Raw genomic sequence first — 26,935 nt, 5'->3', positions numbered from 1 at the left:
CTCCGTGTCAGGGGGTCGGGCCGGTGCGGGGCACCGCCGTGCTCCGCGGCCTCGCCGACTCCAGGTGCGCGGTGTAGAGACCCGACGCCATCGAGCCCAGGCCCAGCGTGAGCGCGAGCCCGGGCATCCCCAGGGCCCCGATGAAGAAGGCCCCCGTCGACACGAGCACCAGCGCCGCCCACACCGCGAGCACGAGCTTGCCCCGGCGGCTCAGGAACAGCCACCGGCGGGGCGTCTCGGGCAGCGTGTCCAGCGCTCCCGCCGGGCCCGCGGTCGCCGCCCGGGGGCGCTTGAAGTAGCCGTACACCAGCCATTCCCCGCACAGCTCCCAGCCCTCGGGCGAGAGCTCGCCGAGCACCCGGGCGCGCCGCCGGCCGGTGATCACCTCGCGGCGGTACTCCCAGCGCAGCGCCGCCCCCGGCGCCCGCCGGCACACGAACCGGCCGAGCGGGTCCAGCGACTCGACCTCCCAGCCCTGGTCGCCGTGGACCGCGAGCATCCGGCGGTCGTTGAAGAGGTCCGCAGTCCAGGTCCAGTGCTCGGCCACCGCGCCCGGCTCCTCCGGCTCGGGCGCGAGCCCGCCGAGCGAGGCCGCGAAGCGCGCGGCCGGGCCGAACTCCTCCTCCGGGGCGGTCCCGGTCTCCGCCACGTGCCCGCGCAGGTCGGCGACGGTCGCGGCGATCTGCTCCTCGGGCACGCCCGCGGTGCGCAGGGCGGCGGTCAGTTCGTCGAAGTACGCGGTCATGTGGTGCTTCCCCCTGCGTGCAGCTTGCCTCGTACGGCCCGGTGGAACTCCGTCCAGGCCTCGCTCTCGGCCGCGAGGTGCGTCCGGCCGGGCTCGGTGAGCCGGTAGTAGCGCCGCCCGGGGCCGCGCTCGGCGGCCCGGAACTCGGCCTCGACCAGTCCCGCCTCCTCCAGGCGGTTCAGGACGGGATAGAGCGTCCCGCCCTTGATCTCGCCCAGGCCCGCCTCGGCGAGCGACTTGGCGATCTCGTACCCGTAACTCTCGCCGTCGGTCAGGCAGGAGAGGACGAGCAGGTCGAGGACTCCCTTGAGCCAGCTGGAGCGACGGTCTGCGGCCATGGCGGCATTCCATCACTACCTAGGTAGGAATGCAATCTAGGTAGGCAGTCGGTGGTCGAGCGCTCATCAGCTGTCCTCGGTTGGCCGCCCGAACCGCTCGGTCGCACCGTGTCACCCCTCTGGGCAGGCCCCCCTGGGCGGCCCACTGGACGGCCCCTGGGCAGGCGAAATCCCTCGCCGCGTGGGCGCTGGTCCGCGAACTGCGCGGCCTGGCGGGGTGATCGCCGTCTCAGATAGTAGGAAGTCCGAGTAATTGTGGAGACAGATGCGGTCACCTGCCCTAGCTTTGTAGAAGCCGAACGTCCCGCTCCATCGAGCGCAGGCGGACGCGAGCGCGATGCCCCTAGGCAGGCAACCCCTGCGGCGGCGCTCCCCGCCCCTTCCGGCGCCTTCGATCATCACTGATCTCCGCACATCCGGATCACCACTGATCTCAAGGAGTCGATCCCTCATGGCCGCTCAGACCGCCCGCCGCGTCCGCCACTCCGCCAGCCACTCCAGCGACGACGCCCGCAAGAACGCCGCCGCCGCCCTCCAGCGCGCCCTCGACCGCCGCGACAACGGCGGCGCCACCGGTCACTGACCGGTCCTGGGGCCGCGCGTCCGGCCGATCGGGGCCGGACCGCGCCCAGGCGTCCGCGGGTCTCCGCGCCCCCGCGGACTCCGTCGCGGTGCCGCACCTCGCCAGAGGTCGGTACCTCGTCTCCGGCCCGCGTCAGAGCCCCTGGCCCCGGCAGCGCGCCGGACCACGCCGAAGCGCCGGTCTCCCTCGTCGCCGCCCCGGGCTTCCCGTACCGCCCCGGACTCCGTCCGGGCCGCCGCTCCACCTCAGTGCCCCGGTCGGCGGGCCTCGATCAGGGTGCGCGCCGCGTGCGCCACGAACGGGCCCCGTTCGCGGATCCGCGCGTCCAGTTCGCGCAGCCGCGGCAGCCGGTCCTCCACCGTGAAGCCGGGCACGATCCAGATCACCTTGCGCAGGAACCAGATCACGGCCCCCACGTCGTGGAACTCCATCCGCAGCCGCTCCGTCCGGACGTCGACGACGTCGAGGCCGGCGGCGCGTGCCGCCGCGCTCTCGTCGTCGGGATGCCGCAGCCGGGCCGCCTCCGGCTGCGGTCCCAGGAAGTACTCGACGAGCTCCCACACGCTGGCCGGCCCCACGTGCTGGGCGAGGTAGGTGCCACCGGGGCGCAGCACCCGGGCGATCTCGTCCCACCACACGGTCGCCGGGTGCCGGCTGGTCACCAGGTCGAAGGCCGCGTCGCCGAACGGCAGCGGCGGCTCGTCCGGGTCGGCCACCACCACGACCCCGCGCGGGTGCAGCAGCTCCGTGGCCCGTGCGAGGTTCGGCGGCCAGGACTCGGTGGCCGCCGCCGTCGGCGGCAGCACCGGCACGCTCGCGAGCACCTCGCCGCCCCCGGTCTGGATGTCCAGGGAGGCCGTGGCCGTGGCGAGCCGTTCGCCCACCAGGCGCTGGTACCCCCAGGACGGGCGCTCCTCCGTCGCCCGTCCGTCCAGCCAGGAGAAGTCCCAGCCGTCCACGGGCGCCCGGGAGGCCTCCGCCACGAGTTCCTCGAACGTCCCGCTGTCTCCGAAGGCGTGCGTCATGGCTCCATCATCGACGGCGCGCCTCCCCGCGAGCAGGAGGATCGTCCGCATCCTGGACATGACGTGTCAGACGATGGGACGAAGAGTAGGGTGCCGGCATGTCTCACAGCATCGATCTCGCAGTCATCCCCGGCGACGGCATCGGCCAGGAGGTCGTGGCCCAGGGCCTCAAGGTCCTCGCGGCCGTGCTTCCCCAGGATGTGAAGCTGGAGACGAAGGAGTACGACTTCGGCGCCAAGCGCTACCACGCCACGGGCGAGACCCTCACCGACGCCGACCTCGACGCCCTCAAGGGGCACGACGCGATCCTGCTCGGTGCGATCGGCGACCCGTCGGTCCCGTCCGGCGTCCTGGAGCGGGGCTTCCTCCTGAAGCTGCGCTTCGCCTTCGACCACCACGTCAACCTGCGTCCCTCCAAGCTGCTCCCCGGCGTCGCGACCCCGCTCGCCGGCCAGCCGGAGATCGACTTCGTCGTCGTCCGCGAGGGCACCGAGGGCCCGTACACGGGCAACGGCGGCACCATCCGCAAGGGCACCGAGCACGAGGTCGCCACCGAGGTCTCGGTCAACACGGCCTTCGGTGTCGAGCGCGTGGTCCGGGACGCCTTCGCCCGCGCCCAGGCGCGCCCCCGCAAGAAGCTGACGCTGGTCCACAAGAACAACGTCCTGACCTTCGCGGGCCACCTCTGGACGAACATCTTCACCAAGGTCGCGGCCGAGTTCCCCGAGGTCACGACCGACTACCTGCACGTCGACGCCGCGACGATCTTCCTCGTCACCGACCCGGCCCGCTTCGACGTGATCGTCACCGACAACCTCTTCGGCGACATCATCACCGACCTCGCCGCGGCCGTCTCCGGCGGCATCGGCGTCGCCGCCTCGGGCAACATCAACCCGAGCGGCGCGTTCCCGTCCATGTTCGAGCCGGTCCACGGCTCCGCGCCGGACATCGCGGGCCAGGGCAAGGCCGACCCGACGGCCACCGTGCTCTCCGTCGCCCTCCTCCTGCGTCACCTCGGCTACGAGGCCGAGGCCGCCCGGATCGAGGCGGCCGTCGCCGCCGACCTCACCGAGCGTGGTGACAGCGTCCGCACGACGGACGAGATCGGCGACGCGCTCGCGGTACGCGTAGCGAGCTGACCCGCCGCTGACATCCCACCCAGCCGCCGGGTCGCACTCCGCACCCGGCGGCTGTACCTATGCGGTCGCCGGGTGCCACCATCGAATCCTTGGACCGCGTACACACCGTTTCCGTACACCGGCCCCCACGGGCGATAATCGAACGTGGGGCCGCGGCATGCGGGAAAGCTCGGACGTCCTAGCAGTACTGCGTGACTGCGGAGCGGCGTGAGCGCGGTCCGACACACACAACCGGTGAAGGACAAGCACTCATGACGACGCCCACCATCGAGCTCAAGCCCTCCTCCAGCCCGCTGTCCGACGCGGAGCGCGAGGCGATCCTGGACAACCCGGGATTCGGCCGCCACTTCACCGACCACATGGTCACCATCCGCTGGACGGAGGGCCGCGGCTGGCACGACGGCCAGCTCGTGCCGTACGGCCCGCTCTCCCTCGACCCGGCGACGAACGTCCTGCACTACGCCCAGGAGATCTTCGAGGGCCTGAAGGCCTACCGCCGCCCCGACGGCTCCGTCGCCAGCTTCCGCCCCGACGCCAACGCCCGCCGCTTCCAGCGCTCCGCGCACCGGCTCGGCATGCCCGAGCTGCCGGTCGAGACCTTCGTCGAGGCCTGTGACGTGCTGGTCCGGCAGGACGAGGCGTGGGTCCCGGAGCACGGCGGCGAGGCCTCGCTCTACCTGCGTCCGTTCATGATCGCGACCGAGGTCGGCCTCGGCGTCCGCCCGGCCAACGAGTACCTGTTCGTCGTCATCGCGTCCCCGGCCGGCCCGTACTTCCCGGGCGGCGTCAAGCCCGTCTCCATCTGGGCCTCCGAGGACCGCGTCCGCGCCGTCCCCGGCGGCATGGGCGACGCCAAGACCGGCGGCAACTACGCGGCCTCCCTGCTCGCGCAGGCCGAGGCGGCGGAGAAGGGCTGCGACCAGGTCTGCTACCTCGATGCGGTCGAGCACAAGTGGGTCGAGGAACTCGGCGGCATGAACCTGTACTTCGTGTACGGGGACAAGATCGTCACCCCCCGGCTGAGCGGCTCCATCCTGGAGGGCATCACGCGCGACTCCCTCCTCCAGGTCGCCAGGGACCTCGGTTACGCGTCCGAGGAGGCCCGGGTCTCCATCGACCAGTGGCAGGCCGACACGGCGAACGGCACCCTCACCGAGGTCTTCGCCTGCGGCACGGCCGCCGTCATCACCCCCGTCGGCACGGTCAAGTCCGCCCGCGGCGAGTGGCAGCAGTCGGGCGGCGAGCCCGGCGAGGTCACCATGAAGCTGCGCGAGGCCCTGCTCGCCATCCAGACCGGGAAGGCCGAGGACGTCCACGGCTGGATGCACGAGCTGGGCAAGTAGGACCCCGGGCCCGCGAGGTTACGCCTCCGAGTCCACCAGGGCGCCCGGGACGGTCACCGTCCCGGGCGTCTCCGTCTTCCGGGCCGGCGTCAGGACCGCGTACAGTGCGCCGCCGACGATCCCGGACAGCACGAAGCTGCAGTCGATCCCCCCGGTCAGAGCGAGCAGCGGACCCTCGTAGAGCGGGGTGGACACGCCGGCCAGGCCGACGGCCGCGCCGATCGCCCAGGAGGCGGTGGCGCGCGGCTGCCAGCCGGCCGAGAACCAGTAGACGCCGCCGCGCGAGCGCCGGTTGTAGACCTGGAGTGCCTCCGCGTCGTACACGCCGCGACAGCGCCGGTGCCCGATCAGGGTGATGACCGCCCACGGCGTGCCGATCGCGGTGAGCAGCAGCACGAACGAGGTCATGGCGGTCTGCGCGTCCGAGGCGAAGTGGCCGAGGAAGACGAAGGCGGTGGCCACCGCGGCCACGACCAGGGTGGCTCGGGCGCGGGTCGCCCTGGGCAGGATGGCGTCGAGGTCGAGGCCCATCGAGTAGAGCATCAGACCGGCGTTGCCGACCGAGCCCGCGGTCGCGGCGAGCAGCAGCGGCACCAGGTACCAGGCGGGCGAGGCCGCGACGAGCGGGCCGGCGTACTCGGCGCCGCCGCGGGCCGCGAGGGCCGTGACCGTACCGAAGAGCTGCGGGACCAGCAGGCCCACCAGCAGGCCGAGACAGGTGGCCCGCCAGACCTTCCGCGGGCTGTGCCGCTCGGGCGAGATGTAGCGCGTGTAGTCGCCGAGCAGGGTGATGAAGGCGACCGGGCCGCTGAGTCCGGCGGCGACCGCGGAGAGCAGCCAGGTCGGCCAGAACGAGCCGAGCAGGTACGGGGTGTCGGGCACCGGGGCGGCGGTGAAGTCCCCGGCGTACGCGACGAGTCCGATCGCGAGCAGCACGGTCATCCCGACCGCGAGGGCCTGGCTCAGCTTGAGCAGCAGTCGGTAGCCGTAGACGGCGCCGACCACGGTGAGGGCGGCGAGCAGCGCGTAGACGGCGGCGTGCGCCGCTCCGCCGGTGGGCAGTCCGACCAGCCGCTCCAGGGTGCCCACCATCACGTCGCCGCCGATCCACAGGGTCAGCGCGGTGTAGCCGAGGGAGAGCAGGAGTCCGACCACCGAGCCCACCAGCCGGCCGCGTACGCCGAAGAAGGCTCCGGAGGAGGTGGACAGATTGGTGGCGGTGCGCAGCGAGACCAGCGCGAGCGGGGCGGTGACCGCCACGCCGACCACGGTGCCGGTGACGACGGAGGTCACCGAGGCCCACAGCCCGAGTCCGAAGGAGACCGGGAGCCAGCCGAACACGATCACGCCGAGGCAGAGGTTGGAGCCGAGCAGGATCGAGACGAGGTCGCGCGGTCCGCTGGTCCGTTCGACCTCGGGGATGGTGTCGACTCCGCGCTGTTCTATCGCCATGGGGACTCCCTGGGGGACGGGGATGGGGGCGGGCGGGAAGGTGGGGGGTTTAGAGCGTTGCTCAATGTCAGCCAATGTGACTCATCGCGGACGGCCACGTCAATGCTTGGAAGATGACGCGCGAACATTTAGAGTGTCGTTCAAACAGGAGGTGTACGGACGTGCGACTGACCCCCACGGAACGCGATCGGCTGCTGCTCTTCGGCGCCGCCGAGCTGGCCCGCGCCCGTCGGGCCCGGGGCCTGCGGCTCAACGTGCCGGAGGCGACCGCCCTCATCGCGGACACCGTCTGCGAGGCCGCCCGTGACGGCAGGCGACTCGCCGAGGCGATCGAGGCGGCCCGTTCCGTGCTCGGGCCGGACGACGTCCTGCCGGGCGTCGCGGACGTCGTCACCGAGGTGCACGTCGAGGCCGTCTTCGAGGACGGATCCCGGCTGGCGGTGGTCTCCGACCCCATCGGCGGGGGCACCCTCGGGCCCGGCGCCCCTGGCGCGCTGCTGCCCGGGCCCGCGTACGAGGAGCCCGCGCCCACCGTCACGCTGACCGTCCGCAACACGGCCGCCGTGCCGGTCAGCGTCACCTCCCACTTCCACTTCTTCGAGGCCAACCCGCGCCTCGACTTCGACCGTGCCGCCGCCTACGGCATGCGGCTCGCCGTCCCGGCCGGCGCGTCCTTCCGCTTCGACCCGGGCGGCGAGGCCGAGGTGGGCCTCCTGCCCATCGGCGGCGCCCGCGTCGCCATCGGCTTCGCCGGCCTGGTCGACGGCCCCCTCGACGCCCCCGGCGCGAAGGAGCAGGCTGTGCGCAGGGCGGCGGCCTGCGGATATCTCGGTGCCGACGCCCCGGAGGACGGTGAGTGATGGACCCCTACGAGTACGCCTCCGTGCACGGCCCGCGCGCCGGTGACCGGGTCGTCCTGGGTGACTCCGGACTCGTCGTGCGCGTCGAGGCCGACTCCCAGAAGCCCGGCGACGAGTTCCTGGCGGGCTTCGGCAAAACCGCACGCGACGGGCTCCACCTGAAGGCGGCCGCCGTCCGCGAGACCTGCGACGTCGTGATCAGCAACGTCCTCGTCATCGACGCCGTCCAGGGCATCCGCAAGGTGTCCGTCGGCATCCGCGAGGGCCGCATCCACGCCATCGGACGGGCCGGCAACCCCGACACCCTCGACGGGGTCGACGTCGTCGTCGGCACCGGCACCTCGATCGTCTCCGGCGAGGGCCTGATCGCCACCGCCGGCGCCGTCGACACCCACGTCCACCTGCTCTCCCCGCGCATCATGGAGGCCTCGCTCGCCAGCGGCGTCACCACGGTCATCGGCCAGGAGTTCGGCCCTGTGTGGGGCGTCGGCGTCAACTCGCCCTGGGCGCTGCGCCACGCCTTCAACGCCTTCGACGCCTGGCCCGTCAACATCGGCTTCCTCGGCCGTGGCTCCTCCTCGGACCCGGCTCCGCTGGTCGAGGCGCTCGCCGAGGGCGGTGCCTCCGGATTCAAGGTCCACGAGGACATGGGCGCCCACACCCGGGCCCTCGACACCGCGCTCCGGGTCGCCGAGGAGCACGACGTCCAGGTCGCGCTGCACAGCGACGGCCTCAACGAGTGCCTGTCGGTCGAGGACACCCTGAGCGTTCTGGAGGGGCGCACGATCCACGCCTTCCACATCGAGGGCTGCGGCGGCGGACACGTCCCCAACGTCCTCAAGATGGCGGGCGTGCCGAACGTCATCGGCTCCTCCACGAACCCCACGCTGCCCTTCGGCCGCGACGCGGTCGCCGAGCACTACGGGATGATCGTCTCCGTCCACGACCTGAAGACCGACCTGCCCGGCGACGCCGCGATGGCGCGCGACCGGATCCGGGCCGGGACGATGGGCGCGGAGGACGTCCTGCACGACCTCGGCGCGATCGGCATCACGTCGTCCGACGCGCAGGGGATGGGAAGGGCCGGCGAGACCGTACGCCGGACCTTCGCCATGGCCGGGAAGATGAAGGCCGAGCTCGGCCCCATGGAGGGCGACGGCGCGCACGACGACAACGCGCGCGTCCTGCGCTACATCGCCAAGCTCACCGTCAACCCGGCGATCGCCCACGGCCTCGCACACGAGATCGGCTCCATCGAGGTCGGCAAGCTCGCCGACCTCGTGCTGTGGCGGCCGGAGTTCTTCGGCGCCAAGCCGCAGCTCGTGCTGAAGTCCGGCTTCCCCGCGTACGGGGTCGTGGGCGATCCGAACGCCGCCACCGACACCTGCGAACCGCTCGTCCTCGGACCGCAGTTCGGCGCGCACGGTGCGACCGCGGCCGACATCGCGGTGGCGTTCGTCGCCCAGGCGGCGATCGACCTGGGCGGGGACCGGCTGCCCACCCGGCGCCGGCGCGTCCCCGTGCGCGGCACCCGCGGCATCGGCCCGGCCGACCTGCTCCGCAACTCCCGGATCGGCGACGTCCAGGTCGACGCCCGCACCGGCCTCGTCTCCCTCGACGGCGCGCCGATCCGCTCCGGGGCGGCGGAGTCCGTCTCCCTCAACCGCCTCTACTTCCTCTGATCCCCTAGGACCCGTGACCATGACGTACCGCATGCCCGCCGAGTGGACCCCGCACGAGCGCACCTGGATGGCCTGGCCCAGCCCCAACCCCACCTTCACCAACCCGGAGGAGCTGGCCGGGGCCCGCGCCGCCTGGGCGTCCGTGGCCCGCGCCGTACGCCGCTTCGAGCCCGTGACCGTGGTCGTCGCGCCCGGTGACGCCGACTCCGCCCGCGCCCTTCTCGGCGAGGACGTCGAGCTGGTCGAGCGCGAGCTGGACGACGCCTGGATGCGCGACATCGGCCCCACCTTCGTGAAGGACGAGGAGGGCCGGCTCGCCGCCGTGGACTGGGTCTTCAACGGCTGGGGCGCGCAGGACTGGGCCCGCTGGGAGCACGACTCCAAGATCGCCCGCCACGTGGCGGACGCCGCGGGCGTCCCCGTGGTGAGCAGCCCCCTGGTGAACGAGGGCGGCGCCATCCACGTGGACGGCGAGGGCACGGTGCTGCTCACGGACACCGTGCAGCTCGGCGCGGGCCGCAACCCCGAGTGGAACCGCCAGGAGGTCGAGGCGGAGATCCACGCCCGGCTCGGCACCACCAAGGCGATCTGGCTCCCGCACGGCCTGGCCGGCGACTACGGCCTCTACGGCACCCAGGGTCACGTCGACATCGTCGCCGCCTTCGCCCGCCCCGGCACCGTCCTCGTGCACAGCCAGCAGAACCCCCAGCACCCCGACTTCGAGCGCTCCCGCCTCTACGTCAACCTCCTGCGCGGCCAGACCGACGCGCAGGGCCGCCCGCTGGAGGTCATCGAGGTCCCGGCCCCGACCGTCCTGAAGGACGAGGAGGGCGACTGGGTCGACTACTCGTACATCAACCACTACCTCTGCAACGGCGGTGTGGTCCTGTGCGCCTTCGACGACCCGCACGACGAGGTCGCCGCGGAGATCTTCCGCCGCCTGTTCCCGGAGCGGGAGGTCGTCCTGGTGGACGCCCGGACCATCTTCGCGGGCGGAGGCGGCATCCACTGCATCACCCAGCAGCAGCCGGCGGTCTGAGCCGGGGCCGGCCGGTCCCGGCGGTGTGAGCCGGGGGGCCGGTCCCGGCGGTGTGAGCCGGGGGGCCGCTCCCGGGGGTGTGAGCCGGGGGCCGGCCGGCCCCCGGAGCCGCCCGGGTGGACGCCGTACATGCGGCGGGTGCCCTGCGCGTGAACGAGAAGTGCCGCCGGGCAGCTAGCATCGCGGAGCCTGGGGTCAGGTGTTCGGTGTTCCGGTGAAGGACGGAGTGGGCTGTGGCGCGACCGCGTGTGGGTGTGGCGGTGTTGACGATGGGCAACCGCCCCAAGGAGCTGCGGGCCCTGCTCGACTCCGTGGCCCGGCAGGACGAGCCGGCCACCCGGGTGGTCGTGATCGGCAACGGCGTCGGGTCCCTCGCCGAGCTCCCCGAGGGCGTGCACGGCGTCGAGCTGCCGGAGAACCGCGGGGTGTCCGGCGGCCGTAACGTCGCCATCGAGACGCTCCGCGCCTTCGGCGACGTCGACGTCCTCGTGGACCTCGACGACGACGGCCTGCTCGTCGACACCGACGTCTTCCGGCGGCTCGCCGACCTGTACGAGGCCGACCCCGCGCTCGGCATCGTCTCCTTCCGCATCGCGGACGAGAACGGCGAGACGCAGCGGCGGCACGTGCCGCGGATCGGCGCGTCGGACCCGATGCGCGGCGGCGAGGTGACCACCTTCCTCGGCGGCGGCCACGGCCTGTCGATGCGGATGCTCGACGGGATCGGCGGCTGGCCCGAGGAGTTCTTCTTCACCCACGAGGAGACCGACCTCGCCTGGCGCGCCCTCGACGCCGGCTGGAGCGTCCGCTACGCGCCGGAGCTCCTGCTCCAGCACCCCAAGACCAGCCCCGCCCGCCACGCGGTCTACTACCGGATGACCGCCCGCAACCGCGTCTGGCTGGCCAAGCGCAATCTCCCGGTTCCGCTCGTCCCCGTCTACCTGGGCGTCTGGACCCTGCTCACGCTGGCCCGCACCCGTTCCCTGCCGGGCCTGCGCGCCTGGTTCGGCGGCTTCTTCGAGGGCGTCCGCCGCACCGGCGGCGCCCGCCGCCCCATGAGCTGGACCACGGTCTGGCGCATGAGCCGCCTCGGCCGCCCGCCGGTCATCTGAGCGATGTCCCCGGGCGTGCCCCGGGCACCCCGCAGCCCCGGTCCGACAACCCGCCGATCCTGTAGAACGTACGAGTGAGTCAGAGCAGCAACCCGACCCCCCCACCCCGCCGGCGCAACCAGGCCGCACCGCCCCGTGAGGACGTGCTCGCCGCCGCCATGGACACCATCGCCGAGCGCGGGCTCGACGGGCTGACCATGGCCGGGCTCGGGCGGCAGGTCGGGATGAGCAGCGGGCATCTGCTCTACTACTTCCGCACCAAGGACGAGCTGCTGCTGCAGACCCTGGAATGGAGCGAGGGGCGGCTCGGGGCCGAGCGCAGCGCGCTGCTGTCCGGGCCCGGGACCGCGCGGGAACGGCTCGACGGCTACGTGGACGTCTACGTGCCGGACGGGCCGCGCGACCCGCACTGGACGCTCTGGCTCGAGGTCTGGAACCGCTCGCAGAACGCCGACGACGACGCCCGCGCCCGGCAGGCCGCCATCGAGGGCGCCTGGCACCGGGACCTCGTCGCGATCCTCGCCGAGGGCGTCTCGCGCGGGGAGTTCCGGGCGGTCGACCCGGACCGGTCCGCGCACCGCATGCGCGCGCTCCTCGACGGGTTCAGCGTCCATGTCGCGGTCGGCATCCCCGGCACGGGGCGCGAACAAGTACTGGGACACGTCAGGGAGTTCGTCGCCGAAACCCTGCTTCCGTGATCTTTAGGCACGCAAGTACTCCTGATCGTTGCTCTCTGCACCCTTGTTGTTCCCCGGTCGTCTCCGGCACGGTTCGGGGCCATGGGACGAGAGCACTGGAAGAAGATCTGGGTCGGCTCGGCCGGCAACATGGTCGAGTGGTTCGACTGGTTCGTGTACGCGAGCTTCGCGACCTATTTCGCGGGGGCGTTCTTCCCCGAGGGCAACGACACCGCCAAGCTCATGAACACCGCCGGCATCTTCGCCGTCGGCTTCTTCATGCGCCCGGTCGGCGGCTGGCTGCTGGGCCGGGTCGGTGACCGCAAGGGCCGCAAGGCGGCCCTGACCCTCACCGTGACGCTGATGTCCGCGTCCGCGGTCCTCATCGCCGTCGCGCCGACCTACGCCGTCGCGGGGTACGGCGGCGCCGCCGTCCTACTGGTCGCCCGCCTGCTCCAGGGGCTCTCCGTCGGCGGTGAGTACGCCGCCAGCGCGACGTACCTCACCGAGGCCTCCGCCCCACGGCACCGCGGCTTCGCCTCCAGCTTCCAGTACGTCTCGATGACGGCCGGCCAGATCCTCGGCCTCGGGCTGCAGATCATCCTCCAGCGGACCATGTCCGCCGACGCCCTGCACAGCTGGGGCTGGCGCATCCCGTTCGTCGTCGGCGCCCTCGGCGCGGCCGTCGTCTTCTACCTGCGCCGCACCATGCTGGAGACGGAGGTGTACGAGGAGACCGCCGACTCCGGCGTCGCGAGCGGCGACAAGGGCACCCTCAAGGCCCTGTGGGGGCACCGCCGCGAGGCCTTCCTCGTCGTCGCGCTCACCATGGGCGGCACGGTGGCCTACTACACGTACACCACCTACCTCACCAAGTACCTGTCCAACTCCGCAGGGCTGCCCAAGCAGACCGCCACCCTGGTGTCCTTCTGCGCGCTGATCGTCTTCGCCTGCCTCCAGCCGCTCGCCGGCCGGCTCTCCGACCGGATCGGGCGCCGTCCGCTGCTCATCACCTTCGCGGTCGGTTCCACCCTGCTCACCGTGCCGATCATGACGATGCTGCGGCACGCGGGCTCCTTCTGGCCGGCCCTCGGCCTCTCGCTCCTCGCGCTCGTCGTCGTCACCGGCTACACCTCGATCAACGCGTGCGTGAAGGCCGAGCTGTTCCCGACCGGCGTGCGTGCCCTCGGCGTCGCCCTGCCGTACGCCGTCGCCAACGCCCTGTTCGGCGGCACGGCCGAGTACGTGGCCCTGTGGTTCAAGGACGCCGGGATCGAGTCCGGCTACTCCTGGTACGTCGCCGGCTGCGCGGCCGTCTCGCTGGTCGTGTACGTCACCATGCGCGAGACCCGCGACATCGACCTGGGCCGGGTGGGCGAGAAGGGGCGGCCGGAAGCCGCCGGCGAGCAGGAGAAGGCCGCCGCGCCCGCCGTCTGACCGGGCTCCGCCGGTCTCACGGGCCGGCGCTCGCGCGGGCGTCCTCCAGGCGCCGCTGGAGCTTCTGGAGGACGCCCCCGGCGCGCGGCCGCAAGGCCGCGACGCCGGCGCGGGTCTCGTAGGCGAGCACGCTCACCACGGTGTCGCCCTTGCGGCCGGTGTACAGGACGTAGGGGAAATCGGTCCTGCCGCCGTCGGCGGCGGCCGTCTGGGTGCCCTCCTCGGCCATCACCTGCTCGAGTCCGACCACTTCGGGCTCGGTGGCCTGGTGGATCGACGACCAGCGCGTCTTCGCGTACCGCTGCGTCGTGCAGCGGCGCGTGGTGTCCTCGGCGCCGTCGACGAAGGCCTTGGCCGTCGCCGGGTCCGAGAAGACCCGGACCTCGGTGGTCGAGTCGAGTGCGGAGCGGTCGTTCCTCACGGTGCGGCTGATCGCGGCCAGGGTGCCCGAACGGGCCGCCTGGTCGAAGCCCTGGCAGTCCTTCCCGACCTCGTACTCGCCCGCCGGGTCCCGCTCGTACGGGTCGCCCCTGGTGTAGCCGGCTCCCCAGTCCTCGGGGGTCATGACCACGCGCAGGGCCAGGGCGTGCGCCGCCGCCCGGGCCGCGGACGAGTCGACCGGCGGACCGGACGTCGTCGGACCCGGCGGGTTCGCCGTCGTGGGGCCGTCGTCGTCGCCCCCGCCCAGCAGGGCGACCAGGCCGACGCCCAGTGCCGCCGCCACCAGCACCCCGCCGGCGGTGAACAGGACGACACGGCGGCGGCCGCCGCCGGCCGACGGAGGGGGCTCCGCGGATGGAGGGGGCTCCGCGGGCGGGGTCGCGCCGTGGCCCGACCCGGAACCGCGCTCCGGGTCGGGTTCCGGCGGTGGGGGCGGACGGAGGGGCCCGGAGGGTGGCCCGGAAGGAGGTCCGGCAGGCGGTCGTGTGTTCACGCGGACGATCCGTACCACCGGCTGGCCGCCCGCATCCTGAGACTGCGGTCCTGTCACTCGCGCGGCTGTGGCAAACTGCCGACGTGCTCGCTACCACCATGATTATCGGCAGCAGCGCGCCGGTCCGCAGTGACCGCTGAGGCGTGGAACGACCCCCACGCAGGCGGCCACCGTGCCCCAGACCCGCGCGCAGACCTCTCGCACCCGCGAGGGGTTTTTTCGTTTTCCGGCCCCACCATCGCCGGAAACGGACAGCGCGTGAGAATGGGGGCAAGTGGATCCAGACCTTCCGGAGCCACATCCGACAGGAGCCAACACGTCATGACCACGGAGAACGGCGAGCGCCCGCGCCTCGACGACAGCTTCCATGTCTTCGACACCACGCTGCGCGACGGCGCCCAGCGCGAAGGAATCAACCTCACCGTCGCGGACAAGCTGACCATCGCACGGCACCTCGACGACTTCGGTGTCGGCTTCATCGAGGGCGGCTGGCCCGGCGCCAACCCTCGCGACACCGAGTTCTTCGCGCGCGCCCGGCAGGAGATCGCGTTCAGGAACGCGGAGCTCGTCGCCTTCGGCGCCACCCGCAGGGCCGGCGGCAACGCCGCCGAGGACCCGCAGGTCAAGGCGCTGCTCGACTCCGGCGCCCCGGTCGTCACCCTCGTCGCCAAGTCGCACGACCGGCACGTCGAGCTGGCGCTGCGCACCACGCTCGAAGAGAACCTGGAGATGGTCCGCGACACCGTCTCCTACCTGGTCTCCCAGGGCCGCCGCGTGTTCGTCGACTGCGAGCACTTCTTCGACGGCTACAAGGAGAACCCCGGCTACGCCAAGGACGTCGTCCGGGCCGCGCACGAGGCCGGCGCCGACGTCGTCGTCCTCTGCGACACCAACGGCGGCATGCTGCCCGCGCAGGTGCAGGCCGTGGTCGCCACCGTCCTCGCCGACACCGGCGCCCGGCTGGGCATCCACGCCCAGGACGACACCGGCTGCGCCGTGGCCAACACCCTCGCCGCCGTCGACGCGGGCGCCACCCACGTCCAGTGCACCGCCAACGGCTACGGCGAGCGGGTCGGCAACGCCAACCTCTTCCCGGTGGTCGCGGCCCTTGAGCTCAAGTACGGCAAGAAGGTGCTGCCCGACGGGGCGCTCGCCGAGATGACCCGGATCTCGCACGCCATCGCCGAGGTCGTCAACCTCACGCCGTCCACCCACCAGCCGTACGTCGGCGTCTCCGCCTTCGCGCACAAGGCGGGACTGCACGCCTCCGCCATCAAGGTGGACCCGGACCTCTACCAGCACATCGACCCCGAGCTGGTCGGCAACACCATGCGGATGCTGGTCTCCGACATGGCGGGCCGCGCCTCCATCGAGCTCAAGGGCAAGGAGCTCGGCGTCGACCTCGGCGGCGACCGCGACCTGGTCGCCCGGGTCGTCGAGCGGGTCAAGGAGCGCGAGCTCAAGGGCTACACCTACGAGGCCGCCGACGCCTCCTTCGAGCTGCTGCTCCGCGAGGAGGCCGAGGGCCGGCCGCGCCGCTACTTCCGCACCGAGTCCTGGCGCGCCATCGTCGAGGACCGGCCGGACGGCACCCACGCCAACGAGGCCACGGTGAAGCTGTGGGCCAAGGGCGAGCGGATCGTCGCCACCGCCGAGGGCAACGGTCCCGTCAACGCCCTCGACCTGGCGATGCGGGTCGGCCTGGAGCGGATCTACCCGCAGCTCGCCAAGTTCGAGCTGGTCGACTACAAGGTCCGCATCCTGGAGGGCCGCCACGGCACCGAGTCGACGACCCGGGTCCTGGTCACCACCAGCGACGGCAACGGCGAGTGGGCGACGGTCGGCGTCGGCGAGAACGTCATCGCCGCCTCCTGGCAGGCCCTGGAGGACGCCTACACCTACGGCCTGCTGCGGGCGGGCATCGAACCGGCCGAATAGCCGCGCGTCGTACCGGAATTCCCGGGGTGATACGCCCCAGCATGTCCGGTATGACTCGTCATGTTTTTCGTGCGGCGGGCGGCGCGGTCGCAGCCGGTGTGGCGGCCGCCCTGCTCGCCGGAGGCCTCGGCACCGCCGCGGCCGCGCCCGGGGCCGCGCCCGGGGCCGCGCCCGGCGCCGGCCGGGACCGGAGCCCGGTGCGGCTCCTCGCCTCCCCGGTCACCACGGTGGCCGAGGGCGGCACGGCGCGGGTCCGCCTCCGGATCGACGCCACCCGGCCGCTGACCCGTCCGGTGACGGTCCGCTGGACGACGGCGGCCCGCCCGGCGGCGGGCGGCCGTGCGGGCCCGCCCGCACCAGTCGCCGGCTCGCGGGCCGCGGAGCCCTCCCGGGACTACCGCGCCTCCTCCGGCACCCTCACCTTCCCCGCCGGTGCCCTGCCCGGCAGCACCCGCGCCGTCGAGGTCCCGACCCTGCGCGACAGGACGCCCGAGACGGCCGAGGCCGTCCCGGTCGTCCTCGACGTCACCGGCGCGACCCCGCCCGAGCGCGCCCCGCTGGTCGTGGTGGACGCCAACGGGCTGCCGTACCTGGACCCGGCCCGGCCCGTACGGGAGCGGGTCGGCGACCTGCTCGGGCGGATGACCCTGGGGGAGAAGATCGGGCAGATGACCCAGGCCGGCCGCAACACCCTGGCCGCCTACGAGGACATCACCTCCTACGCCCTGGGCTCGGTCGTCCACGAGGCGGTGCCCGACGGCGCGGCGGCACGGACCGCCGAACAGTGGCGGCAGACCAACGACACCTACCAGTGGTACGCGCGCGCCACCCGCCTCCAGATCCCGCTGCTGCTCGGCGCCGACGCCGTGCACGGCCATGCCCTGGTCGCGGGCGCCACGGTCATGCCGCACAACATCGGACTCGGCGCCGCCCGCGACCCCGCACTCGTGGAACGGCTCGCCGCGATCACCGCCGAGGAGGCGCGGGCGACCGGGGTCTCCTGGAACTTCTCGCCCTGCGTCTGCGTGGTCCGCGACGTGCGCTGGGGGCGGACCTACGAGTCCTTCGGCGAGGACCCGGAACTGGTCGCGTCCCTCGCCGTCGCCGTCCGCGGGCTGCAGGGCGCCGCCGACGGCCGGGACCTCGCCCGCAACGACAAGGTGCTGGCCACCGCCAAGCACTTCGTGGGCGACGGTGGCACCGCCTACGGCTCGGGCCGGGCCCCGTACACCCTCGACCAGGGCGCCACCCTGGTCGACCGGCGCGAACTGGAGCAGGTCCATCTCGCACCCTTCCGGCGGGCGATCGAGCTCGGGACCGGTTCGGTGATGCCCTCGTTCTCGTCGCTCGAGATCGCCGGCGAGTCCGGCGGGCCGGTGAAGATGCACGCCCACCAGAAGATGATCAGCGGCGTGCTGAAGGGCGAGCTCGGATTCCGGGGCATCGTCGTCAGCGACTGGGAGGCCGTCGACCAGATGCCCGGTGAGGCGGCCGACGACGTACGCGACGCCGTGAACGCCGGCATCGACATGACGATGGCCCCGCTGACCTACAAGGACTTCGTCCGGATCGTCACGGACCAGGTCGCCGCGGGGCGGATCCCGCTCTCCCGCGTCGACGACGCGGTCGGCCGCGTGCTGGAGAAGAAGTTTCTCCTCGGGCTCTTCGAGAAGCCGTACGCCGACACCACCCACCTGGCCGACGTGGGCTCGGCCGCGCACCGGGCGGTGGCCCGGGAGGCCGTGGCCCGGTCCCAGGTACTGCTGAAGAACGCCGCCCAGGTGCTGCCGCTGCGGAAGGGGCGCTCGCTGTACGTCGCCGGCTCCAACGCCGACGACGTCGCCGCCCAGGCGGGCGGCTGGACCATCGGCTGGCAGGGCACCGCCGGCCGCGCGATCCCGGGCACCACGGTCCTCGACGCGCTGCGCAGGGCGGACCCGGAGGCCCGCGTCACCTACTCCGAGGACGCCTCCGCCCCCACGGCCGGGCACGACGTCGGCGTGGTCGTCGTCGGGGAGGACCCGTACGCGGAAGGGGTCGGCGACGTCGGCGCCAACGGCCACGACCTGGAGCTCTCGGAGGCCGACAAGCAGGCCGTCGACCGGGTCTGCACGCGGATGCGGTGCGTGGTCCTGATCGTCTCCGGGCGCCCGCAGCTCATCGGCGACCGGCTCGGGGAGATCGACGCGCTCGTGGCCTCCTGGCTGCCGGGCAGCGAGGGCGACGGGGTCGCCGACGTGCTCTACGGGCGGCGGGGCTTCACCGGCCGGCTTCCGGTGACGTGGCCGAGGTCGGCCGAGCAGCTTCCGCTGAAGGCGGCCGAACGCGGCGGCTCCCCCCAGTTCGCCTACGGCTGGGGCCTGACCACCCAGGCCGTCGCCCGCTGATCGCACAGCCGTACGGCAGTAGGTCTGAATGCAACGTTTTGGGGGTAATCACGGTGGTATGAGGACGAGGATCCCGGTGCTGTCGGCCCTCGGCGGACTGCTCCTTCTGCTTCTCCTGGTCCTGGCCCCCACCGCAGGGGCCAGGGCCACGGGCGTACCCGACGCGGCCGCCGCCCTGAAGAACGGCCCGGTCTACGTCGACCCCGGCGCGGCCGCCCAGCTCTCGAAGGCCGACGCGGACGCCCTCGCACAGAAGATCAAGAACGCCGACAAGCCGCTCTTCGTCGCCGTCCTGCCCGCGAACGCGCAGTTCCCGCCCGAGAACCTGCTGCGCAACCTGCGCACCCAGACCGGCATCACCGGGCTCTACGCCGTCCGCCTCGGCAACGGCTTCGACGCCGGCGCCGACCGTTCGGTGATGTCCCGCGCCGCCGTGGACAACCTCGTCACCTCCGTACGCCAGCCCGGCGTCGGCGCCAAGACCGAGCTGAACAACTTCGTCGACCAGGCCCTCCCCACGATGCGCGGCTCCGCCCCGGCCTCCTGGGGCTCGGCCGGCACCGACGAGGGCGTCCCGGTGGGCGGACTGATCACCCTCGGCGCGGTCGTCGTGGCCGGCGGCGCCGGGGCCTACGCGGTCGTCCGGCAGAAGAGGCGCCGCCGGGAGGCCGAGGAGCGCGAGGCGCTCGACCGGCTGCGGGTCGTCGTCGACGAGGACATCACCGCCTTCGGCGAGGAGCTGGAGCGGCTGGACTTCCACCCGGCCGAGGCCGGCGCCGACGACGCCATGCGCGGCGACTACGAACGTGCCCTCGACGCGTACGACCAGGCCAAGTCCCTGATGGGCTCGGCCACCCGCCCGCACGACGTGCGCCCGGTCACCCAGGCCCTGGAGGACGGGCGCTTCTCGCTCGCCGCCCTGGCCGCCCGCCGCGAGGGCCGCCCGTTGCCCGAGCGGCGTCCGCCCTGCTTCTTCGACCCGCGCCACGGCCCCGCCACCGAGGACCGCACCTGGTCCCCGGCCGGCGGGCCGGCCCGTCAGGTCCCGGTCTGCGCCGCCGACGCCGCCCGCCTGGACGACGGGCTCGACCCGATGGCCCGCACGGTCGAGACCGGCGACGGCCGACGCCCCTACTGGGAGGCCGGCCCGGCGTACGGCCCGTGGGCCGGCGGCTACTTCGGCGGCGGCATGCTGCCCGGCCTGCTCATGGGCACCCTGCTCGGCTCGGCGCTCTCCACCCCCGCCTACGCCGCCGAATACGGCGGCGGGGACTTCCAGGGCGGCGACTTCTCCGGGGCCGACTTCGGCTCCGGCGACTTCGGGTCGAACGACTTCGGCGGCTTCGACGGGGGCGGCGGCTTCGACGGCGGTGGAGGCTTCGACGGGGGCGGCGGCTTCTGAGCCCCGTCCGGATCGGACGGCTCAGACCAGGGGCTTCACCGACATCAGCAGATGGCGGTGGGTGCCCGCCCCGCCGTCGGTGGCGTCCGTGATCAGCGCCCGCTGACCCGGTCCCAGCAGCCGCAGGCCGATCTCGGACGCCTCGAACGAGCCGAGCGCGTCCAGCAGATAGCCCGGATGGAAGGCCACCGTCATCGACCCGGCACCGCTCAGCGTCGCGGGCAGGCGCTGCGAGGCCACGTCGTCCTCGTACCCGGCCTGCAGGTGCACGCCGCTCCCGTCGAAGGAGAGCTGGACGGGGCTGTCGCCCTCGGCGACCACCGCGACCCGCTTCACGGCCTCCAGGAGCGGGGCCCGCTCGGTGACGGCCACCGCGTGCTCGCCGAGCGCGAAGAGCTTGTCGTGCCGGGGCAGCCGCCCGTCGATGAGTCGGGTGGTGGTGCGGCAGGCCAGGCTCTCGAAGCCGAGGGAGCCGGCGTCCAGTGCCAGACCGACCGTCCCCGCGCCCGCGTGCGAGCGGGCGATCTCGGTCAGCCGGCGGGCCGGCACCACCACGTCGACCGGGTCCGCGACGCCCTCGGCCGGGATCTCCGGCTTCCACTCCAGCGTGCGCACCGCGTACCGGTAGCGGTCGGTCGCGGCCAGCGTCATCGTCGTGCCCTCCAGGCCGAGCCTTATCCCCGTGAGCACCGGCAGCGAGTCGTCCCGGCCGGCCGCCACCGCCACGTGCCCGACGGCCGCCGCGAAGGCGGCCGCGTCCACCTCGCCGCGCCGTGCGGGCAGCGCGGGCTGGGCGGGGTAGTCGTCGAGGGGGAGCAGCGAGAGCCCGAAGCGTGCCCCGCCGCCGGTCACCGAGAGCCGGGCCCCGTCGACGCCGCAGTCGACCGGGCCGTGCGGCAGCACCTTGCAGATGTCGAGGAGCCGCCGCCCGAGCACCAGGGCCCTGCCGTCCCGCAGGGTGTAGGCGTCCACCTCGATCCGGGCCGAGGCCTCGTAGTCGAGCCCGGAGACGCGCAGCCGGCCGTCCGCCGCCTCCAGGAGCAGCCCGCCGAGCACGGGCACGGGGGAGCGGGCGGGCAGCACGCGGGCGGCCCAGGCGACGGCTTCGGTCAACACACCGCTGTCGATACGGAATTCCATGCCGCGACGCTAGCGACCCCCACTGACAATCGCGGTCGGCCGGCAGTTCAGGGCGCCACGACCTCGGCTCCCTTCCCGGGCCCAGGCCTCGGCCGGGCCCGCCCGCCCCCGGAAACGCCGAGCGCCCGCCTTCCGCGGATGCGGAGAGGCGGGCGCGCTCGTGGGGGCCGGGCAGGGCCGGACGTCAGTCCTGTCGGGCGGGGGATCGGAAGGCTCAGGCGGCGTTCTTGATCGCGGAGATGTCGAAGTTCAGCTTGACCTTGTCGCTGACCATGACGCCACCGGTTTCCAGGGCCGCGTTCCAGGTCAGGCCCCACTCGGAGCGCAGGATCTCGGCGGAGCCCTCGAAGCCGACCCGCTCGTTGCCGTAGACGTCGGTGGCCGTGCCGTTGAACTCCAGGTCGATGGAGAGCGGCTTGGTGACGTCCTTGATGGTCAGGTCGCCCTTGATCCGGTACTTGTCGCCGCCCAGCTGCTCGGCCTCCGTGGAGCGGAAGCTCATCGTCGGGAACTGCTCGGCGTCGAAGAAGTCGCCGCTGCGCAGGTGCCCGTCACGGTCGGCGATGCCGGTGTCGATGGAGGCGATCTTGACGTCGATGGCCGCGGACGAGCCGGCCGGGTTCGAGCCGTCCAGCGTCAGGGTGCCCTCGTGCTCGGCGAAGGAGCCGCGGACGTTGGTGACCATGGCGTGGCGCACGGTGAAGCCGATGCTGCTGTGGGCGGGGTCGATCGTGTAGTCGCCGGTCAGGGCCGCCAGGGCCGGGTCGACCGGGAGGGTGGCGACGGCGACGGCGGACTCGTTGTTCTTGCGGCTGAAGAGACCCATGACTGCTCCTTGGGGACGTGGTGCGCGGCGGGGGATTCCGCGCTTTGTTGAACCTTCAACGAGAACGACCATAGACCTATTCCGTTCAAGTTTCAACATCTCTGTCGCGTCGCGCCGAGATGTTCACCCGCGCGGCACCACCGATCCCGCGACGCCCTCTGGCGAACGCGCGTAGACATGCGTCACCATCTCGGCGAGCACCACCTGCACAGCCGTCCCCATCCGCACGCACGGTCACCCGCAGGAGGCAACGTGAAAATCCGCTCCGTCCTCACCGCCCTCGCCCTGGTCCTCGGCGCCCTCTTCGCCCCCGGCTTCGGCGTCCTGTCCACCGCCGGCGAGGCCCACGCCGCCACCAAGATCAGCCACGCCACCGCGACCTCGATGTTCCGCCAGGTGGGGATCACCTGGTCCTCGTCCGGCGGCTGCTCCGACCGCTACAACGCCACCTGCACGTCCTTCGAGCAGCTGAACCTCGCCACCGCCCAGGGCGCCCAGACCCTCAAGGGGGCCAGCGGCTGCGCCCTCAACATCACCGGCGGCACCGAGACCGGACACGCGAGCGGCACCTACTCGCACTGGAACGGCTACAAGCTCGACTTCGGCAAGGCCACCTGCGTCACCAACTACGTGAAGAACACGTTCACCTACATCGGCCTGCGCGGTGACGGCGCCCCGCAGTGGAAGTCCGCCTCCGGCAACGTCTACGCCGACGAGGGCAACCACTGGGACGTGACCTACTACAACTGCGGCGGCTGCTGAGCATCCGCCGCCCGCCGACGCGCCCCCTCCGGAGGCCACTTGGACTAACCGGAGGGGGTTGTTGGACTGGAGGGCCCCCGGGCGCGCGAACTCGTTGACGGTGATCCGCGACCCGGGCCAACTGGTGCGCATGTCGCACCCCTACCCTCCCTCCGCGGCCCGGCGGCTGCGCACGGCCTGCGCGCTCGCCGCAGCCACCTCCGCCGTCCTCGCCCTGGCCGGCCCCGCCCGCGCCGGCGCCCCCGAAGCGCCTCGGCCGAGCGCCGAAACCGTCATCGGCTCCGAGCGGCTCGCGGTCGCCGTCGCCGAGGACTTCCCCCGGGTCCTGTCGTACACCGACCGGGCCACCGGCGCCCGGCTGCTCGGCTCCACCGCCCCCGTCACCCAGGTCGTCCTCAACGGCACCGGCCACGCCGTACGGACCACGGCCGCCCCCGTCGTGACCGCCGACTCCGCCGCGTACACCCTCGCCTTCCCCGACCTGCCCGGGGTCGAGATCGACGCACGGCTGAGCGTCCACGGCCGGGCCACCACCTTCGCCGTCACCGCCGTCCGCGACACCGAGGCCTTCCGCGTCGGCACCCTCGACATCCCCGGCCACGACCTGGTCTCCGTCGGCTCCGCCGACGGGGACGCCGCGACCGCCTTCACCCGGCTCGACCCCGACTCCACCCGGACCGCCGACGTCTTCACGAAGCTCACGGCCGCCACCCCGGCGGAGACCACCGCCACCGGGGCGAGCTACGCGATCGTCAACACCGGGCAGCTCGCCGCCGCCGTCGAGTCCAACTCCTCCTACGACAAGCCCGCCGGCCCCTCGGCCCGCGACGGTGCCCGCTTCTGGCACCAGGCCCGCACCCGTACCACCGGCACCGGCGCCCCCGAGACCCGCGTCGGCGTCTGGTCCGGCCAGTGGACCTACCGCGGCGAAGGCGCTCCCGCCCCCGAGAGCGGCGCCGACCTGCCCTGGGCCAAGGTCGTCGTGACCCCTGACGCCAACGCCGACGGGACGGTCGACTGGCAGGACGGCGCCGTCGCCTTCCGCTCCATAGGCGTCAAGGCACCGGGCAGCGACGCGACCCCGGACCGGGTCGTCGCCCACATCCCGTTCAACTTCGCCTCCCAGGCCACCCACCCGTTCCTGCGCACCCTCGACGACGTCAAGCGGATCTCCCTCGCCACCGACGGGCTCGGCCAGTTCGCCCTGCTCAAGGGCTACGGCTCCGAGGGCCACGACTCCGCCCACCCCGACTACGGCGGCAACTACAACAAGCGCGCCGGCGGCCTCGCCGACCTCAACACCCTGCTCCGGGAAGGCCGGAAGTGGGGGGCGGGCTTCGGCGTCCACGTCAACGCCACCGAGGCGTACCCGGAGGCCCGGAACTTCAGCGAGACCCTCGTCGACCGGACCAGGCCCGGCTGGAACTGGCTCAACCAGAGCTACTACATCGACCAGCGCCGGGACGTGAACAGCGGCGATCTCGCCCGCCGCTTCCAGCAGCTCCGCGACGAGACCGACCCCAATCTGTCGATGCTCTACGTCGACGTCTACTACACCCACGGCTGGATCGCCGACAAGACGCTGCGCGCCGTCCAGGCGCAGGGCTGGAACGTCGCCACCGAGTGGTCCGAGAAGTTCGAGCGCGCCTCCCTGTGGTCCCACTGGGCCAACGACCTCGACTACGGCGGCGCCACCAACAAGGGCCTCAACTCCCGGATCGTCCGCTTCATCCGCAACAACGAGAAGGACGTCTGGAACGACCACCCGGTGCTCGGCCAGACGGCCCTCGTCGACTTCGAGGGCTGGACCGGCGAGACCGACTACACGGCCTTCTCCGCCAACATCTGGCAGCGCAACCTGCCCGCCAAGTACCTCCAGCACCAGCGGATCACCCGCTGGGACGGAAACGACATCACCTTCACCGGAGGCGTCCGCGGCACCGTCGAGAACGGCCGCCGCACCTTCTACGAGAACGGCCGCAAGGTCCTCGACGGCGACGCCTACCTGCTGCCCTGGGCCGGCGGCGACAAGCTCTACCACTACAACAAGACCGGCGGCAGGACGAGTTGGTCCGTGCCCGGCAAGGGCTCGTACACCGTGTACCGGCTCACCGACAACGGGCGGGTCAGGGCCGGCACCGTGACGCCCTCCCACGGCCGCGTCACCCTCGACGCCGTCGCCGGACAGCCCTACGTCCTCTACCCGAACCGGGCGCCCGAGCAGGCCTCCCCGCGGTGGGGCCAGGGCACCCCGGTCAGGGACCCCGGCTTCAACGACGCCCGGCTGAGCTCCTGGACGACGACCGGAACCGTCGCCCGCGACACCGACGCCCAGGGCCGCAACAGTGCGCGGCTCAGCGGCTCCGCCCCCGCCTCCGTGCGCCAGCGGATCACCGGTCTCACCCCCGGCGCCCGGTACACCGCCTCCGCCCTGATCGAGGTCGAGCAGGGCGGCAACCGCCCGACCACGCTCTCCGTCGCCGGCCGCTCCGTCACCGTCGAGCGCTCCGTGCTCGAGGACCGGGTCGCCGCCTCCGACTGGAACGGCACCCGCTTCCAGCGCGCCAAGGTCACCTTCACCGCCCCCGCCGGCGGCAGCACCGCGCTGAGGATCGAGGCCGCCGGCGGCCCGTCGGCCATCGTCCGCGTGGACGACGTCCGGATCGTGGCCGACGCCCCCGCGACCCGGGCCGGAGCCCTGGTGTACGAGGACTTCGAAGCGGTCGACCAGGGCTGGGGCCCCTTCTTCAAGGGCGACGCCGGCGGCACCACCGACCCGCGCACCCACATCGCCCAGGTGCACGCCCCGTACACCCGGGCCGGCTGGAACGGAAAGGCGGTCGACGACGTCCTCGACGGGGCCGAGTCCCTCAAGTCGCACGACGAGAACGCCGGTCTGGTCTACCGCACCGCGCCCTGGACCGTCCCCATGGAGGACGGACACCGCTACCGGGTCGAGTACGCCTACCAGTCCAGCCACGCCGGCGCCTACGAGTGGGTCACCGGTTACGACCGTACGCACGGTCAGGGAGCGCCCGTCGAGACCCGCCGCACCCCCCTCGGACAGCAGCGCACCACCGGGCACTTCGCCGAGACCGTGACCGCCGGCTGCGGCGACACCTGGACCGGGCTGCGCAAGCGCGCCGACGCCCCCGACGGCGCCGACTTCGTGCTCGACCGCTTCACCGTCACCGACCTCGGCCCGGCCCCCGAGGGCGCCGCCTGCGGCACCCTCGCCGTGACCGCGCCGGAGACCCTGGAGCCCGGCCGGGCCACCACCGTCACGGCCACCTTCGGCAACGACGAGGCCGCCGCCGTCCACGGCGCCACGGCGACGCTCGCCCTCCCCGGGGGATGGACCGCCGAACCGGCCGCACCCGTCACCCTCGACCCGGTCGCCGCGGGCGGGACGGGCACCGCCACCTGGCGGGTCACCCCGCCCGTGGACGCCGCCTACCGGCCCTACGAGCTCGGCGCGAGCGTCACGTACGCGATCGGCGGCGCGCCCCGGACACTGACCGCGGCCACCACCGTCCGCACCCTGCCCCCGCCGCCCACCGCCGACGCCTGGGTGAGCGACCTCGACTGGACCTCGGCGGCCAACGGCTGGGGCCCCGTCGAGAGGGACCTCTCCAACGGCGAGACGGGCACCGGCGACGGCAGCCCGCTGCGCATCGGGGGCACGGCCTACGCCAAGGGCCTGGGCACCCACGCCCCGGCGAAGGTCCGCTACTACCTGGGCGGCCGCTGCACCTCCCTCACCGCCGAGGTCGGCGTGGACGACGTCCAGACCAGTCGCGGCTCGGTGCGGTTCAGCGTGCTCGCCGACGGCGTGGAGAAGGTGAGGTCACCGGTCCTCGGGGCCGCCGACAGCGCCTGGGCGCTCACCGCCGACGTCACCGGGGCGTCGTACGTCGAGCTCGTCGTCGGCGACGGCGGGGACGGGAACGGCAACGACCACGCGGACTGGGGGAACGCGCGCTTCCACTGCGGCGGTTAGCGGGACCCGAGGGGTGCGGGCGGATGGCGGCAGGACGCCGGGCGGTCGGGCGGCGGCGCGACCGGGTGAAGAGGGCAAGCGCTTTCGCCCGGCGTCGTCGTGCTCATTGATTGC

At 73.0% G+C, this 26,935-nt stretch carries 21 protein-coding genes; 14 read left to right on the top strand and 7 right to left on the bottom strand.

The features are described 5' to 3' along the window. Positions 1-7 precede the first annotated feature (7 nt). Positions 8-745: a hypothetical protein gene (locus tag ACIRQF_RS17730; RefSeq protein ID WP_376636661.1), complete on the bottom strand. Its 738-nt coding sequence runs from the start codon at positions 743-745 to the stop codon at positions 8-10. Continuing rightward, positions 742-1,083: a PadR family transcriptional regulator gene (locus ACIRQF_RS17725; RefSeq protein WP_404093129.1), complete on the bottom strand. Its 342-nt coding sequence runs from the start codon at positions 1,081-1,083 to the stop codon at positions 742-744. Before ACIRQF_RS17725 ends, ACIRQF_RS17730 begins: the two co-directional genes overlap by 4 nt. 451 nt (positions 1,084-1,534) lie before the next feature. On the opposite strand from ACIRQF_RS17725, the gene ACIRQF_RS17720 reads away from it, so the two are divergent. Beyond that, positions 1,535-1,666 (top strand): hypothetical protein, encoded by a 132-nt coding sequence (locus ACIRQF_RS17720; RefSeq protein ID WP_376636659.1) that lies wholly within the window; start codon positions 1,535-1,537, stop codon positions 1,664-1,666. A gap of 245 nt (positions 1,667-1,911) precedes the next feature. Here ACIRQF_RS17720 and ACIRQF_RS17715 read toward each other — a convergent pair whose 3' ends face one another. Next, on the bottom strand, positions 1,912-2,691 hold the full coding sequence (locus ACIRQF_RS17715) for a class I SAM-dependent methyltransferase (RefSeq protein WP_404093126.1): 780 nt from the start codon (positions 2,689-2,691) through the stop codon (positions 1,912-1,914). Between the two features lie 98 nt (positions 2,692-2,789). Here ACIRQF_RS17715 and ACIRQF_RS17710 point away from each other — a divergent pair, with 98 nt between their 5' ends. Continuing rightward, entirely contained in the window at positions 2,790-3,830 is a 1,041-nt protein-coding gene (locus ACIRQF_RS17710; RefSeq protein WP_382483188.1) for a 3-isopropylmalate dehydrogenase, read from the top strand. A 251-nt stretch (positions 3,831-4,081) separates the two neighbouring features. Then, on the top strand, positions 4,082-5,173 hold the full coding sequence (locus ACIRQF_RS17705; RefSeq protein ID WP_376636656.1) for a branched-chain amino acid aminotransferase: 1,092 nt from the start codon (positions 4,082-4,084) through the stop codon (positions 5,171-5,173). 18 nt (positions 5,174-5,191) lie between these two features. On the opposite strand, the gene ACIRQF_RS17700 is transcribed toward ACIRQF_RS17705, so the two are convergent. Next, a complete protein-coding gene (locus tag ACIRQF_RS17700; protein ID WP_376636655.1) occupies positions 5,192-6,625 on the bottom strand; it encodes a cytosine permease in 1,434 nt (477 codons plus the stop codon). Between the two features lie 161 nt (positions 6,626-6,786). Between ACIRQF_RS17700 and ureA the strand changes: the two genes are divergently transcribed. The 6 genes from ureA (at position 6,787) to ACIRQF_RS17670 (ending at position 13,432) form a co-directional block, all read left to right on the top strand. Then, positions 6,787-7,485 (top strand): urease subunit gamma, encoded by a 699-nt coding sequence (ureA, locus tag ACIRQF_RS17695; protein ID WP_404093122.1) that lies wholly within the window; start codon positions 6,787-6,789, stop codon positions 7,483-7,485. After that, the gene (locus tag ACIRQF_RS17690) at positions 7,485-9,167 is read left to right on the top strand and encodes an urease subunit alpha (RefSeq protein WP_404093120.1); all 1,683 of its coding nucleotides are present in this window, start codon (positions 7,485-7,487) and stop codon (positions 9,165-9,167) included. Before ureA ends, ACIRQF_RS17690 begins: the two co-directional genes overlap by 1 nt. 19 nt (positions 9,168-9,186) lie before the next feature. Next, positions 9,187-10,206 carry an agmatine/peptidylarginine deiminase gene (locus tag ACIRQF_RS17685; protein ID WP_376636652.1) on the top strand — a complete coding sequence of 340 codons (1,020 nt, stop codon included), beginning with the start codon at positions 9,187-9,189 and terminating at the stop codon, positions 10,204-10,206. 233 nt (positions 10,207-10,439) lie between these two features. Beyond that, positions 10,440-11,318 carry a glycosyltransferase family 2 protein gene (locus tag ACIRQF_RS17680; RefSeq protein WP_376636651.1) on the top strand — a complete coding sequence of 293 codons (879 nt, stop codon included), beginning with the start codon at positions 10,440-10,442 and terminating at the stop codon, positions 11,316-11,318. Positions 11,319-11,461: 143 nt separating this feature from the next. Further along, positions 11,462-12,016: a TetR/AcrR family transcriptional regulator gene (locus ACIRQF_RS17675; RefSeq protein WP_376636703.1), complete on the top strand. Its 555-nt coding sequence runs from the start codon at positions 11,462-11,464 to the stop codon at positions 12,014-12,016. Positions 12,017-12,097: 81 nt separating this feature from the next. Then, a complete protein-coding gene (locus tag ACIRQF_RS17670; protein WP_376636650.1) occupies positions 12,098-13,432 on the top strand; it encodes an MFS transporter in 1,335 nt (444 codons plus the stop codon). 16 nt (positions 13,433-13,448) lie between these two features. Here the strand turns inward: ACIRQF_RS17670 and ACIRQF_RS17665 are convergent, their stop codons facing one another. Then, positions 13,449-14,156 (bottom strand): hypothetical protein, encoded by a 708-nt coding sequence (locus ACIRQF_RS17665; protein WP_404093115.1) that lies wholly within the window; start codon positions 14,154-14,156, stop codon positions 13,449-13,451. A gap of 531 nt (positions 14,157-14,687) precedes the next feature. Between ACIRQF_RS17665 and cimA the strand changes: the two genes are divergently transcribed. The 3 genes from cimA to ACIRQF_RS17650 are packed head-to-tail and all read left to right on the top strand — an operon-like array spanning position 14,688 to position 20,093. Beyond that, on the top strand, positions 14,688-16,304 hold the full coding sequence (cimA, locus tag ACIRQF_RS17660) for a citramalate synthase (RefSeq protein WP_376636648.1): 1,617 nt from the start codon (positions 14,688-14,690) through the stop codon (positions 16,302-16,304). 50 nt (positions 16,305-16,354) lie between these two features. Beyond that, positions 16,355-18,691, top strand: a complete 2,337-nt coding sequence (locus ACIRQF_RS17655) for a glycoside hydrolase family 3 protein (RefSeq protein WP_404093112.1) — start codon at positions 16,355-16,357, stop codon at positions 18,689-18,691. Positions 18,692-18,749: 58 nt separating this feature from the next. Then, positions 18,750-20,093 (top strand): hypothetical protein, encoded by a 1,344-nt coding sequence (locus tag ACIRQF_RS17650; RefSeq protein ID WP_376636646.1) that lies wholly within the window; start codon positions 18,750-18,752, stop codon positions 20,091-20,093. Positions 20,094-20,114: 21 nt separating this feature from the next. On the opposite strand, the gene dnaN is transcribed toward ACIRQF_RS17650, so the two are convergent. Both dnaN and ACIRQF_RS17640 read right to left on the bottom strand, forming a co-directional pair. Further along, a complete protein-coding gene (gene dnaN, locus ACIRQF_RS17645) occupies positions 20,115-21,233 on the bottom strand; it encodes a DNA polymerase III subunit beta (RefSeq protein ID WP_404093109.1) in 1,119 nt (372 codons plus the stop codon). Between the two features lie 214 nt (positions 21,234-21,447). Next, positions 21,448-22,059 (bottom strand): YceI family protein, encoded by a 612-nt coding sequence (locus ACIRQF_RS17640; protein WP_376636644.1) that lies wholly within the window; start codon positions 22,057-22,059, stop codon positions 21,448-21,450. A gap of 252 nt (positions 22,060-22,311) precedes the next feature. Between ACIRQF_RS17640 and ACIRQF_RS17635 the strand changes: the two genes are divergently transcribed. Then, positions 22,312-22,821: a hypothetical protein gene (locus tag ACIRQF_RS17635; protein ID WP_382483180.1), complete on the top strand. Its 510-nt coding sequence runs from the start codon at positions 22,312-22,314 to the stop codon at positions 22,819-22,821. Between the two features lie 130 nt (positions 22,822-22,951). After that, complete coding sequence (locus ACIRQF_RS17630) at positions 22,952-26,821, top strand: endo-alpha-N-acetylgalactosaminidase family protein (RefSeq protein WP_404093105.1); 3,870 nt, start codon at positions 22,952-22,954, stop codon at positions 26,819-26,821. The last annotated feature ends 114 nt before the right edge of the window (positions 26,822-26,935 follow it).

The organism is Streptomyces sp. NPDC101191 (assembly GCF_044767915.1).
GTDB lineage: Bacteria > Actinomycetota > Actinomycetes > Streptomycetales > Streptomycetaceae > Streptomyces.
The sequence above is the reverse complement of the archived record's forward strand: the minus strand, read 5'-3'. Positions and strand labels throughout refer to the sequence as shown.